The following is a 12308-nucleotide window of genomic DNA, read 5'->3' as shown; positions in this document are numbered from 1 at the left end:
AAAAATATCAAAAAGATTATATAGTGAAAATTAGTTTACGAATAATCAGCATGGACGGTGCATGGTATTTGCCTATGGCCACAATGAACGATGAAACGCCATGGGTGCAATGCATCAGTGGGATTTTCATATAACCCACATGTCCTAGCGGACACAACGAAGCATGAAACACTTGCAAAAAATGAAAAATGGTCATAACTATCCAATTTTTTTTATCTTCCCAAACAAAAGCGAAAGGATAGTCATGACCAAGAGATCAAATAGCACATTAATCCAAATCGTTCACCCTATTTGTTGTGGTTTGGATGTTCATAAAGACAAAATTTCAGCTTGTTTAATCACTTTGAATAATGCAGGAGGTGAGCACCATGAGATTCGAGAGTTTTCAACATTCACTCACGATCTGCAAGAAATGAAAAAATGGCTGCTTGATAATAATTGCCCAATTATAGCAATGGAAAGTACCGGGGTATACTGGCATCCGGTTTATAATACCATTGAAGATAAAATTGAAGTCGTTTTGGTGAATGCCAGACATATTAAAAACGTTCCTGGCCGAAAAACTGATATCTGTGACAGCAAGTGGCTTGCCGGACTGCTTCGACACGGTTTAGTAAGAGGTAGTTTCATCCCTCCGGGGAATGTCCGGGAATGGCGAGAATTAAGCCGATTGAGAAAAACATACACCGAATCCCTTGCCGATTATAAAAGACGTGTTCACAAGCTGTTCATTACTGCAAATATAAAAATTGATTCAATAGTTTCGGATTTGTTTGGTTTGACAGGCACGAACCTGATCAATTTATTATGCAATAATAGTGAACTAAGCTTGGAAAAGGTCCAGGAGTGCACCAAAGGCGGCCTTAAGAAAAAAACGCAGGAACTGCATAAAAGCCTTAATGGATATTTCAAAGATCACCATCGTTTTCAACTTGTTGAGATGATGGAAATTATCAATATTTTTAAAAAAATGATTGAACAAGTTAATACTCGATTGGAATCTCTTACACGTGAGCACAAAGATTTATTGGAGCGTTTAGACGAAATTCCAGGTGTTGATAAAAAATCGGCACAATCCATTATAGGAGAAGTCGGGGTTACGCTAAATGAATTCAAAACTATGTCAGCATTTGTTTCATGGGCAGGCCTGTGCCCCGGGAATAATGAAAGTGCAGGAAAACGGAAAAGTGGCAGAAATGCAGTTAGAAATCATCCATTCAAAACGATTTTAGTCCAGGTTGCATGGGCAGCAATCAAGAAAAAAGGCTCTTATTACAAGGCCAAATATTACAAACTGAAATCCAGGAGAGGTGCCAGAAAGGCCATTGTTGCTATAGCCCATAGAATTGCAAAAGCCATTTACAGCATCATTAAAAATGCAGACACGTATAAAGATCTTGGCGAAGAGTACCTGAGCAAGCCCAACAAGCAAAGAGTATTAAAAAATTTAGCAAAAAAGGCTGATGAATTAGGCATGAAACTTGTGCCTTGTGGAAATTAATCGAATTGACAGCACGTTTTTAACAGGTATTGTTTAGAGAAGGACAGCAGACAAAGAAATTATTGATTCGGTAAACAAACGTCGGATGATCAAATGAAGCCTTAGAGCGCGAATATAACATGACGGGTCGGTTTTTTGCACAACAAACTGTTAGTCCTCCATCGGGGGAACTACGCATATAAAACTTATCTAAAATAAACCGACCACTACTGATGATTTAAAAACTTGTCTTCCGTGCCTGAATTATTAACCCGACAGGAAGAATTCTATCGATTTGATATTTTCAATCTGTAGCGTCAATCAAAGTGTTCTTGGGACAAGACCCAAAAACCAACAGGATACTATTCCCTTTTTCGAGGGGAGTGTTACATATAAACCGGCACGGCCGGAGCGAGTTATGGTTCCGGCCCAACGAATTTTGAAACGCCTTCATTGACAATGCTTTGGCAAGTGTTTCATATAAACCCACATGTCCTGGCGGGCACAACGAAGCATGAAACTCGACAGTAGTAGGCGGGCGGGAACGGGTGTTGCCCTGAACGGGTTAAATGGCAACGGTGGACACGAGGTCCAAGGAGTTGCCATTTCCCTCGGAGCAGGCCATGGACGGCCTGCGAGAATGAGTGAAGGGCAACACCCGTTCCCGCCCGCCGGTCGAAGCGAGTTTCATATAAAAACCCAGCAAAGGAGATTAAAAAATGCACCCTCAAATTTTAGGAGTTTCAGGAAGCCCCATTAAAAACAGTAACACAGACCGACTGGTTCAGGCTGTTCTCAACAGCAGTGGGCTGCGATCGGAATTTGTGAAACTGAGTAAAATCAATGTGCGGCCATGCATTGCCTGTCTTGGATGCACAAAGGATAATATTTGCAAGCCCCAGGACGATTTCCAGGAACTGGCTGAGAAAGTTAAAAAAGCAGATGCAATTGTTGTTGGTGGATATGCACCCTATGGTTCTGTTGACGGTTTTACAAAGGCGTTTCTTGAAAGATTGTTTTCTTTAAGGCATCAAAATGGCCTTAATCGTGGGAAGCTTGCTGTTGTTATCGCCTCTGGAATTGGCAGGGGGGCACCCGGCCTCGAAGAGGCAAGCAAGCAGATTGAGCATGCTTTGACGGTCGAGGGAATGGAAATATTGGGTAATTTGAAAATTACCGGTAATACAGAATGTCTGGTTTGTGGCTATGGTCCAACATGCCCGATGAGTTCCTTGCCATGGGTGTTTGGGGATGACCTAACAGTCACCCCGGATAAATTTTGTAAAGTTGAAGACCAGTCCGATGTTTGGGATAAAGCCAATCAATTAGGCTTGGAAATTGCCCAGAAAATAAAGAACCGTGTCTTAATGTAGTGAATCTTGAAACAGGCACCGTGCTATTGTTCTGCTGCAGTGCAGTGCAGTGCCTGTTTTATTCTTGGAATTCAATCAGGAAACGCCAGGGGAGGATATATGTCACAAAAAAATCATATTGACGGAATAAAAGCCTGTGTGTTCGATGCTTATGGGACTCTTTTTGATGTTCATTCGGCAGTTGGGAAATACCGTAAACAATTGGGGGACGTGGCAGATCAGATATCTTTGCTCTGGCGAACAAAACAGTTGGAATATACCTGGTTACGCAGCCTGATGAAACATCATGTTGATTTTTGGCAGGTAACCCAGGATGCACTTGATTTTACTTTTGACATGCATCAGATAACCGATCAGGGTCTGAGGAAAGATCTAATGAATGCTTATTTGAGTCTTAAGTGTTATCCTGAAGTGCCGGAAGCGTTGTCTCTATTGAAATCCCGGGGGTTTAAACTGGCCATTTTATCCAATGGTACGCCTGAAATGCTTGACTCGGCCGTTAAGAATTCAGGAATTACTGATTTGATAGATGTTAATCTTTCTGTTGAAGAAATTGGAATTTTCAAGCCTGATTCCCGTGTATATCAACTTGCTGTTGATCGGTTGCAGGTTCATCCCCAAGAGATCATATTTCAGTCCTCTAATGCCTGGGATGCTTCAGGGGCTTCAGCTTTTGGATTTAATGTTGCCTGGATTAATCGGTTTGGTCAAAGTAAAGAAAGACTTCCTGGTAAGCCCGATTTTGAAATTAAAAAGCTTATGGAATTACCAGGTCTTCTCAATTAAGGGACTCGGAAATAAATAATTACACAAAATATGGCGTAGGATTTCAGCTCGTGTTCAAGGCGTATCAAAGGGAGCATATTGAAATATGTGCGCTTTGATGCAACGCAGAAAACGAGCTGAAAGACAAGCAAGATGGAGTAATTATTTGTTTCCGAGTCCCTAACATTGTAAGGAGGATATGATGACAAAACTTTTAGAAATTCTGGGTTGCAAGTATCCAATAATTCAGGGTCCCATAGGTCAGCTTAATGATCCTGAAATGGTAGCCGCTGTGTCAGAAGCGGGGGCTTTTGGTGTTCTGGCCCTGGGTTTTATTACTGATATTGAAAAGGTCAGGCAAATGGTAAACCAGGTTAGGGAAATTACAGATAAACCCTTTGGGGCTAATCTTATGATTTCCATGAATCCCCAAAACGAGGCCATTCTTGAAGTCCTTGCCAAAGAAGGCATTAAGGTTGTTACAACATCGGGGGGATCACCAAAAAGAATCTATCCAAAGATCAAAGAACTGGGTCTTAAAGGTTTCCACGTGGCTCTGTCGGCAAAACTTGCAGGAAAGGCCGCAGCCGCAGACGGGATTATTGTTTCGGGAATGGAATCTGGCGGATTGCGTACCAATGGCCCGGAATCCACTAATTTGATTCTTATCCCTGTGGTCTGCGACATGGTTGACGTGCCAGTCGTTGCTGCAGGCGGCATCGCAGACCGCCGTGGGTATAGGGCAGCACTTGCCCTTGGTGCCCAGGGGGTACAAATAGGGACGGCTTTTCTCGCTTCCCAGGAGAGTCCGGCTTCAAAGGCATGGAAAGAGGCAATCCTCAACTGTGGTGATGCAGGGACAACATTATTACCCCTCAGCGGCATGTCCATGCGAACGATTATTAATCCGAAACTGGCAGAACTTTTGGTTTCCGGTGCGGATTTCAGTCAGGAATACAATCTGATGAATGCAGATAAAGCATGGTCTACAGGGGATTTCGATCTTTTTCCGGCGGGTGCGGGTCAAATCAGTGCCTTGATTAAAGAGATAAGGCCGGTAAAAGATATCATCGAAGAAATGGTTTCCTGACGTTCGGTAAGGGGCTCAGGTGTAAATAATTCCACAAATAATATCTGAAAGATAAGGATTCAGGTCAACCAGGAACAAATAAATCTGGAAATTTACGTCCGTCTTGTCGTTGGGGAAATTTTCAGGTTTTGCCAAGCCACTAAGAGGCTGAATATTTAAAAAAACGCTTAAAGGCATTAAAAACCCAATCAAATAAGGATAATAGCAATGAGTATAGATGTATTAGGAATCTCCGGAAGCCCCACAAAAAACAGCAACACAGATCGCCTCGTCAAAGCAGTGCTGGATGCAACCGGCGCAGAAACTGAATTTGTGAAACTCAGTTCAATTAATGTAAGACCCTGCCTTGCCTGTTATAAATGCGTCCATGATAACGTTTGCAAACAAAACGATGATTTTCCTGCCCTTGCAGAAAAAATAAAAACTGCCAAGGCACTTGTTATCGGTGGATATATTCCCTATTCACAAATTGACGGATTCACAAAGGCGCTTTTAGAAAGATTCTGGTCGTTCAGACACCAGAAAAATCTCTTAAAAGGCAAAATGGTTGCAACCGTCCTAACCGGACTTGCGCCGGAGGCACTGACCGCTGTCAATAAAGCATTGGCTACCGAGTTCAAAGAATATGAGAATATGGATCTTATCGGGCAAGTAACGGTTCAGGGAAATATTGTCTGTGCGTTCTGTGGTGTGGGGGATCAGTGTGAGATGAGTGCATTCAGAAGTGATCTGATTGAGACCAGCGCAAAGGCAGCTGATTTTAAATATACCAAGGTTGAGGACCAAAAAGACGTATGGGACGAAGCCGTGAGAATTGGAAGTTTAATGGGTGAGCGGTTAAAATAGATAAGCAGGTCATCATTTCAAACCGGGAAATAAATAGGGTGGCAACAATACCAATTGTCAGCATCATGAAGGAGGTATGGTAGACTATTTGCTCGGTGCAGGGACAACAAAATTTCGACCTGGTGTTTATGATTCCCCTGCATCATGAACACCTAAACACTCTTTTACCGGTGTGGCCAGGCTACCGGAGTGTAGTGGTGGCTCAATGAAAATAAGGTCATATCCAGCGATCCCATTCGGTCAGTTATTCATATTTTTTTTATTGAATTTGCGACCGTAATCGATTTTTAGTTTTTTCATTCTCCCCCGCAGGGTGCCCGGGTTGATCTTGAGTAAGCTTGCAGCTCCGTTTTTGCCTTCCACTTTGCCGTTCGTTTGATCCAGGACTTTTTGGATATGATTTGCCATTACTTCATCCAAGGGACGGATGATTTTCCCATCTTCTCTTTTTAAGGTCATATTCTCTTTTGGAATCGGATTTATCAGCTGAGGATCAAATGTCAATTGACTTTCATCGTTCTTCATTTGATTGAAAATAAGCGCTCGTTCCACAAGGTTTTGCAGTTCACGTACATTCCCAGGCCATTCATAGGCCTGCATTTTTTCCATAGTACCTGGTGCCAGGGAAGGGCGTTTTCGAATTTTTAATTCCATGGATTTTTTTTCAAGGAAATAGTCTGTTAATGCAGGTAGATCAATGGTTCGGTGACGTAATGGGGGAATATGAATGGGAAATACATTGAGCCGGAACCACAAATCTGCGCGAAATTGACCGGTGCGAACCATCTCCTCCAGGTTTTTGTGTGTTGCCGCAACAATACGCACATCTACCGGGATCGTTTCAGAACCACCTACGCGTTCAATTTCATGCTGCTGCAAAACCCGAAGGAGTCTTACCTGTGCCTGAAGAGGAAGTTCCCCAACCTCGTCAAGGAAGATCGTTCCGTTATGCGCCCTTTCAAAACGGCCTCTTTTTCTGGAAACGGCCCCGGTGAAAGCGCCCTTTTCATGTCCGAACAATTCACTGTCGATCAGGTTGTCGGGTATTGCACCACAGTTGATTTTGATAAAAGCACTGTCTTTTCGTCTTGATGAGAGGTGGATGGCGTTGGCGATTACTTCCTTGCCCGTGCCGGTTTCACCCATGATCATCACGGGACTGTCCGTCGGCGCCACATGTTCCACCATACGCATGACGTCTTTAAGCCCGAATTTGGAGCCGATGATCGTATCTCCGGTCAAATGCATCATTTCCCTGTGCAGGTAACGATTATCATCGGATAAAATCTTGTTGAGTCTCTGTATCTCCTGGTGCTGTAAAATATTGGATATGGCAACAGCAAAAGGCTCATGTACCAAAGTGATGAGGTGCGAATGGAACTCTGAATAGCGATGCTTGCCCTCCGATAAAACGCCAAACAGGCCAATCCTTGTTCCGTCTAACTTCAAATGCATCTCTAATAATGAGCATTCAAATGGAAATACTAAATTTACTATCTTCTGTAGGGGTTCAGGTTCATCGTTGAGGTCGTTAATAATTTTTATTTGTGATTCTTCACTAAATCGTTTCTTTAAATCATCCTGGTATTCTGCAGGTATAGAGATCCTTCTGGCCGAACCTTGTATCTTCTTTGGCATGATTGAAGCCAGGATGTTGATTATATTCAGACCCGGCTCGTACACAACAAAATACATGCCCGAAGCAGGTATGTGCTGTTTCAGATAATTCATGCAGTTTCGCATTGCTTTATTGATATCCAGGCTGCTGGATATCCGAAGCGCTGTCTGCCGAAAAAAATCATTTTCATCTATTTTCATGGTGATGCATTCCCCTTTTATTCTCCTTGGTCATGCCTGGCGGGCGAAGCAACTGGTAAATATGTCAGAAATAACACGTATCTGACAAATATGATAGATTGAGCTTGCACATTTGTCAGAAAGTATATTATGAAATTATAACCTACTGATAATGCAGGTGATTAAACTTTGGCACGCATTTAGCTATAGGATCAGTCAAGATTAGACCGGACAGATCAAAAACTTAAACGGGGTAAATATGAACTGGATTGAAATAATACAACTTAAATCATACTCAGGCCAGGACAGGGAAAATGCTGTGGCAGCGTTTCATCACCTTTCCGAACCATTACCGGATGATAGACTCAGGCATATTGATCTGTTCAAAAGTGCGAATCTGGAAAACGAACTGAGCATCCTGATCAACTGGTCCGGTGATGTGCCTCACAATGGCAAAAGCGGACTGGGCCTGCAGCTGAGTCGTGCGTTTTCTGATTTCGGGTACATTGATCATTCAGGCTGGCAGTATAGCAGCAGCCTTTTCCAGAAACAAGAGCGTTAAAAAAACTGCGCATAATTTGCTTTATGTTGGAGATGTGCTGGTACTTTCGTCCTTTTGGGGTCCCGGTTTTTCTGAGTCCCTTAATCAACACTTACATAAACATCAATTTAATGGACAAGACCATGAACTCAGCAAATATTTTATGTATTATTCTGTCAGGCCTTTGTATGTCAATTTTTGGTATATTCCTCTTTTTTTCCCACGGTCGGATATTGATGGTACCATTGCGATATTTCCTTCCTATTCCACCCATTGCAGTGGCCAGTTATGTATTTGCATACAATTTGATTAAAGATTTTGATGGCGTACCCCAGGGAAACCCTTTTTTAATGCTTGAGCTTGTTAAAAGTACAGTCGCAGCCGGTATGATTTTTGGCCTTATTACAGCAGTCATTATTTTCGCTATTAAGTTGCTGGGGAACTAGAGAGCGGAAAGTATTCATGGCTGTATCGAATGCGGTGCGGCCCTTGGTGAGGTTACTGCTTTTCTTTAGCCATGTTTTAACCGGAAAACTGCGACTGATATTTAATCTGCTTCTCCAGCGAGACGACCTGTCTGCTCACCACGGGTGGTTCATGCCTCTGCAGAAGAAATTCCGGAGGCGGATCATCGTGTGGATCTTGTGGTATCAATGCAGGCACTACACTTTTTTAATGTAGAGAAACATTGTGTGGCGGCTGCACGTGTTTTGCCGGAAGGCGGGGGCTTTGCAGCACCTGCCTGGTGGGGTATGAAATTGCCTCGGGTAGTATCCTCTGCCTGCAATCCGGTGTTCAAGTCATTGAATCCCTGTTTAAAAAACTGGCGTTGACCTATGGATAGTTTTTTAAAATAATGATACTTGTTTGCACCAGTTGAGTAAAAAAACAAACAAGGAGTTCATATGAAACAAGCACCGGTTTTCGATGAAATTTACCGGCAATACCTTGCCGATGTTTCAGCCATTGATCTGAAAGGTATCGGCAATAGCCTGGGCATTAAGGTTGACGGTGATGGGGCAACGATTCCTTTTTACGGCATTGCCCATCGCGTCTCAGGTATGGGAGTCATGGACGAAAAAGGGAAACGACCTATTCATGCGGTTAGTGTCATTCTGTTTAAGTATTTGTTTTTATGCCCTGGGCAGGCGCCTCCTGTTGCCGGTGAATGGGTCAAGTACCACAGTTTCCCGGATGCAGCTCCCTATAAGCAAGGCTTCAGAAATACGGCTGAGCAGCCCATCAGCAAGGCTTTTTCCGGGAAACTGGATGACCTTAAACGCGCATGTACGGTCCTGGGCGGCCAGCCCGGAGAGGCGCCATATAGCTGTGACCTGGCCATCAGGTTTCCGGTACTTCCCAAAGTGAGCCTGTTAATGGTGTTCAACGACCAGGATGAAGAGTTTCCGGCTGAATGTTCGATTCTGTTCGAGGAGCATGCGGATGCCTATCTGGATATGGAATGCCTGGCCATGCTGGGTATGGTGCTGGCCACCTGGTTAAAAAACGGACCGGATTACAGGGATGGAAACATTTGATGGCGTAGATCTCGTAATTATCCTTTCATACTTTTTTGGGGGAAAAGCAGTTCTTTATCTTTTTAAAACATTTTCCCATCCTCAGGCCGTTCTCCGTTTATAATCATTTTTCCCAGGTCCCGGGGAGAAGTGTTTTTCAAGTCACATTCCCCAAGCTTCATTCCCCCCTTGAGTATGATCGCCCGATCTGCAACCATAGTAATGTCTTCCATGTTGTGACTGATCAACAGGACGGTCACCCCTTGTGCCTTGAGCTGGCGGATGAGTTCAAGAACCCCCTGGGTTTCTTTCACGCCCAGGGCGGCGGTGGGCTCGTCCATAATCACGATCTGGGCATTCCACCTCAATGCTCTTGATATGGCAACCGCCTGGCGTTGCCCGCCAGACAAGGTATTGACAAGGGCGTCAGCGTCTTTCACACTTGCATTGAGCTTTTCAAGGTAAGCCACAGCCTGTTTTTTCATCTGCTTTTTATCCAGGACCCGAATGCCAGGAATCAGGCTTTTACTCATAAGCTCTGCACCCATGAAAATATTCTCATAGACCTTCATATCGGGGGCCAGGGCAAGGTCTTGGTAGGTGGTCGCAATTCCTTTTTCAAGGGCGTCTGCCGGAGATGAGAAATCCACTTTTTTTTGATCAAGATAGATCTCACCTTTTGTGGGGGTGTCTGCCCCTGAGATGATTTTGATCAGGGTGGATTTGCCAGCGCCATTGTCGCCGCACAAGGCCACCACCTCACCTTTTTTGACCGTAAATCTGACATTCTGGAGCGCTTTGACCGCCCCAAAATGTCTGCTTATGGATTGGATTTTTAAAATTTCTGACATGGTGTCCTATTGCCCTTTTTACCAGGGCCACTTCCCCTCTTCAGGTACATTGTGTTTGTCTACCAGCACGGCGTCAAGCAGAAGATAAGGTCCTTTTACGATATCCGCCTTGGAAGCCCTGCCGTTCAGGATGCTGTCAATGGAGTCCACTGCCTTTTCCCCCATTGCCTCAAAGGGAATGGCGACGGTTGCTGTAATCAGACTTTCCTTGTCCCTGATTCGCCGGAAAACTTCCTGGCCGCCATCTACGGACACCATGACGATATCGCCTTTTTTCATGCCCTGTTCGGTAAGGATATCATCAATAATAAATGCCTGGGCATCAAAAGAGGCCCAGACGCCTTTGAATTTGCCCTGGTTTTTGAGAATCAGGGCGCCCATGCCATTATGAACGTCTTCCCGCCAGGATTTCGTCTTGGCCATGGTATGTGAGCCCACAACGTTGACAGCTGAATTCTCCGAAAGGACCACATCAAGGAGTTTGCCTCGGATTCTGCAGCTGGTGTTGCTTTCAAACCGCTGTGTCAGGATTTTTCCCTCATAGTTCATGCTGCCCAGAAGATAAAGCGCTGCCTGGGCACCCACCTGGTACTCGTTTACGGTGATATCAAAAAGGGTATTGGGGTTTGATCCGCTCATGATGGTGATCACCGGTATGCCAGCCTCCTGCGCCTGTACAAATTGGGCGTCGAACTGAACAGGTTTGCTCATACAGAGGATAATGCCGTCCACCCTGGAAAGAATAAGATTTTCTATCTGGGCTGCATGTTCAGCCAGACTTCCCCGGGAATTGAGCAGTGTAACCTTGTATCCCAGGGCCTTTGCCTTTTCAGCAGCCCTGTTTGCCGTTCTGGCATGGGTCTCGGATGACATCTGGAAGGCAATGATACCAATGGTTTTCTCTTTGGCAAATGCTGGGAATACCCAGATAAGGGTGGCGGTCATTATCAAAAAAAAGATAAAAAATGATACTTTTTTCATTTCCAATTCCTTTGTTTTTTATAGGTCATATTCATCTATATGCTAAAGGCCGCCTTGGCGACGCTACTTGCAGAAAACCCTACAGAACCAATGATTATTACACCCAGAATAATATCCTGGGCATAATAGGGTGCACCCATGAGAACCAATCCGTTGCTCAGAATACCGATGATTAGAGCGCCGATAAAAGATCCAGCGATATTTGGACGCCCCGGTTCGATCATGGTCATACCCAGCAGCACCGCCGCCATGGTGGTCAGCATAAAATCTGCCCCGCCGGTCGGTGATGCCGAACTCAAGGATGAGGTGAGCAGCACTGCTGCCAGGCCAGCACAAAAACCAGACAGGGTCAGGCCGATAACCTTTATTCTTTTTACTGGAATACCACTGAGTCTGGAAGCCTCATCAGCCTCCCCTGTAAAAATCATATGAATGCCAAGTCGTGTCTTTTTCATTACAAAAAGGGAGATCAACGCCAGGGCAAGCATCCACAGGGCAAGCATCGGAATCCCCAGTACTTTGCCCCGGCCCAAAAAAAGAAAAGGCTTGGGCCAGCGTCCAACATAGGCAACGCCTTCTGTAACCCAGAATGCCGCCCCGTTGGCCATGGAGGAAACACCCAGGGTGGCAATGAGCGATGGCACCTTGAATCGGGTAACGATAATTCCGTTGAGCAGTCCTGCCAGGGTTCCAGTTGCAATTCCGCAAAATACGGCGAGCAGGACTGGATAATTATTATAGATAAGCCCGCCGGTAACGACCATGGAAAGGGAACATACATTGGCAAAGGAAAGATCAAGTTCCGAGGTGGTCAGGGCAAAGGAAAACCCGATGGCAAGAATGGTTAAAACACTGATCTGCTTGAGTACCGTAAGAATGTTCATCACGGATAGAAAATTTTCCGCAGCAATACAGAAAAAAATAAAGATCAGGCTTCCGACCATTGCCGTGCCGTAGCGGGCAGTAGATGCTTTCATTGTTATAATCTGTCATCCTTGTTCTTTTATAAACTCAACCTTCGGACTTCAACTTTGATGACTCCAGGTAAAGAGTCAATCCCGAAAGTT

At 44.6% G+C, this 12308-nt stretch carries 14 protein-coding genes; 10 read left to right on the top strand and 4 right to left on the bottom strand.

The window, feature by feature from the left end:
* The first annotated feature begins 244 nt into the window (after window positions 1–244).
* From HRM2_RS17145 to HRM2_RS17125, 6 genes are all read left to right on the top strand, one after another.
* Entirely contained in the window at window positions 245–1501 is a 1257-nt protein-coding gene (locus tag HRM2_RS17145) for an IS110 family RNA-guided transposase (protein ID WP_015903451.1), read from the top strand.
* Between the two features lie 493 nt (window positions 1502–1994).
* A complete protein-coding gene (locus tag HRM2_RS27755) occupies window positions 1995–2240 on the top strand; it encodes a hypothetical protein (protein WP_232364065.1) in 246 nt (81 codons plus the stop codon).
* Window positions 2200–2853: a flavodoxin family protein gene (locus HRM2_RS17140; RefSeq protein ID WP_015905300.1), complete on the top strand. Its 654-nt coding sequence runs from the start codon at window positions 2200–2202 to the stop codon at window positions 2851–2853. The genes HRM2_RS27755 and HRM2_RS17140 overlap by 41 nt, the downstream gene beginning before the upstream one ends.
* 99 nt (window positions 2854–2952) lie before the next feature.
* Window positions 2953–3639: a haloacid dehalogenase type II gene (locus HRM2_RS17135; protein ID WP_015905299.1), complete on the top strand. Its 687-nt coding sequence runs from the start codon at window positions 2953–2955 to the stop codon at window positions 3637–3639.
* A gap of 178 nt (window positions 3640–3817) precedes the next feature.
* Window positions 3818–4708 carry an NAD(P)H-dependent flavin oxidoreductase gene (locus HRM2_RS17130; protein ID WP_232364064.1) on the top strand — a complete coding sequence of 297 codons (891 nt, stop codon included), beginning with the start codon at window positions 3818–3820 and terminating at the stop codon, window positions 4706–4708.
* 207 nt (window positions 4709–4915) lie between these two features.
* Entirely contained in the window at window positions 4916–5554 is a 639-nt protein-coding gene (locus tag HRM2_RS17125; RefSeq protein ID WP_015905297.1) for a flavodoxin family protein, read from the top strand.
* Between the two features lie 240 nt (window positions 5555–5794).
* On the opposite strand, the gene HRM2_RS17120 is transcribed toward HRM2_RS17125, so the two are convergent.
* Window positions 5795–7372 carry a sigma-54 interaction domain-containing protein gene (locus HRM2_RS17120; protein ID WP_015905296.1) on the bottom strand — a complete coding sequence of 526 codons (1578 nt, stop codon included), beginning with the start codon at window positions 7370–7372 and terminating at the stop codon, window positions 5795–5797.
* A 238-nt stretch (window positions 7373–7610) separates the two neighbouring features.
* Between HRM2_RS17120 and HRM2_RS17115 the strand changes: the two genes are divergently transcribed.
* The 4 genes from HRM2_RS17115 to HRM2_RS17105 all read left to right on the top strand — a co-directional run bounded on the left by HRM2_RS17115 (window position 7611) and on the right by HRM2_RS17105 (window position 9430).
* Window positions 7611–7913, top strand: coding sequence for a hypothetical protein (locus tag HRM2_RS17115; RefSeq protein WP_015905295.1), 303 nt, complete (start codon window positions 7611–7613; stop codon window positions 7911–7913).
* Window positions 7914–8035: 122 nt separating this feature from the next.
* Window positions 8036–8338 carry a hypothetical protein gene (locus HRM2_RS17110; RefSeq protein ID WP_148214658.1) on the top strand — a complete coding sequence of 101 codons (303 nt, stop codon included), beginning with the start codon at window positions 8036–8038 and terminating at the stop codon, window positions 8336–8338.
* A 144-nt stretch (window positions 8339–8482) separates the two neighbouring features.
* Window positions 8483–8725, top strand: a complete 243-nt coding sequence (locus tag HRM2_RS28380; RefSeq protein ID WP_083776609.1) for a class I SAM-dependent methyltransferase — start codon at window positions 8483–8485, stop codon at window positions 8723–8725.
* Between the two features lie 72 nt (window positions 8726–8797).
* Complete coding sequence (locus HRM2_RS17105) at window positions 8798–9430, top strand: DUF3786 domain-containing protein (protein WP_015905292.1); 633 nt, start codon at window positions 8798–8800, stop codon at window positions 9428–9430.
* Between the two features lie 62 nt (window positions 9431–9492).
* Here HRM2_RS17105 and HRM2_RS17100 read toward each other — a convergent pair whose 3' ends face one another.
* Genes HRM2_RS17100 through HRM2_RS17090 form a run of 3 tightly spaced genes read right to left on the bottom strand, consistent with a single transcriptional unit; the run spans window position 9493 to window position 12218 of the window.
* Window positions 9493–10260 (bottom strand): ATP-binding cassette domain-containing protein, encoded by a 768-nt coding sequence (locus HRM2_RS17100; protein ID WP_015905291.1) that lies wholly within the window; start codon window positions 10258–10260, stop codon window positions 9493–9495.
* A gap of 18 nt (window positions 10261–10278) precedes the next feature.
* Window positions 10279–11241, bottom strand: a complete 963-nt coding sequence (locus tag HRM2_RS17095; protein ID WP_015905290.1) for a sugar ABC transporter substrate-binding protein — start codon at window positions 11239–11241, stop codon at window positions 10279–10281.
* A 35-nt stretch (window positions 11242–11276) separates the two neighbouring features.
* Window positions 11277–12218, bottom strand: coding sequence for an ABC transporter permease (locus tag HRM2_RS17090; RefSeq protein ID WP_015905289.1), 942 nt, complete (start codon window positions 12216–12218; stop codon window positions 11277–11279).
* Between the last annotated feature and the right edge of the window lie 90 nt (window positions 12219–12308).

The organism is Desulforapulum autotrophicum HRM2, from assembly GCF_000020365.1.
In the GTDB taxonomy this organism is placed as follows: Bacteria; Desulfobacterota; Desulfobacteria; order Desulfobacterales; family Desulfobacteraceae; genus Desulforapulum; species Desulforapulum autotrophicum.
The sequence above is the reverse complement of the archived record's forward strand: the minus strand, read 5'-3'. Positions and strand labels throughout refer to the sequence as shown.

Coding starts and splice junctions, on each gene's coding strand:
- HRM2_RS17095 (WP_015905290.1), bottom strand. CDS start 11,241: ATGAAAAAAGTATCATTTTTTATCTTTTTTTTGATAATGACCGCCACC.
- HRM2_RS17115 (WP_015905295.1), top strand. CDS start 7,611: ATGAACTGGATTGAAATAATACAACTTAAATCATACTCAGGCCAGGAC.
- HRM2_RS17130 (WP_232364064.1), top strand. CDS start 3,818: ATGATGACAAAACTTTTAGAAATTCTGGGTTGCAAGTATCCAATAATT.
- HRM2_RS17100 (WP_015905291.1), bottom strand. CDS start 10,260: ATGTCAGAAATTTTAAAAATCCAATCCATAAGCAGACATTTTGGGGCG.
- HRM2_RS17105 (WP_015905292.1), top strand. CDS start 8,798: ATGAAACAAGCACCGGTTTTCGATGAAATTTACCGGCAATACCTTGCC.
- HRM2_RS17145 (WP_015903451.1), top strand. CDS start 245: ATGACCAAGAGATCAAATAGCACATTAATCCAAATCGTTCACCCTATT.
- HRM2_RS27755 (WP_232364065.1), top strand. CDS start 1,995: ATGAAACTCGACAGTAGTAGGCGGGCGGGAACGGGTGTTGCCCTGAAC.
- HRM2_RS17110 (WP_148214658.1), top strand. CDS start 8,036: ATGAACTCAGCAAATATTTTATGTATTATTCTGTCAGGCCTTTGTATG.
- HRM2_RS17120 (WP_015905296.1), bottom strand. CDS start 7,372: ATGAAAATAGATGAAAATGATTTTTTTCGGCAGACAGCGCTTCGGATA.
- HRM2_RS17135 (WP_015905299.1), top strand. CDS start 2,953: ATGTCACAAAAAAATCATATTGACGGAATAAAAGCCTGTGTGTTCGAT.
- HRM2_RS17090 (WP_015905289.1), bottom strand. CDS start 12,218: ATGAAAGCATCTACTGCCCGCTACGGCACGGCAATGGTCGGAAGCCTG.
- HRM2_RS17125 (WP_015905297.1), top strand. CDS start 4,916: ATGAGTATAGATGTATTAGGAATCTCCGGAAGCCCCACAAAAAACAGC.
- HRM2_RS17140 (WP_015905300.1), top strand. CDS start 2,200: ATGCACCCTCAAATTTTAGGAGTTTCAGGAAGCCCCATTAAAAACAGT.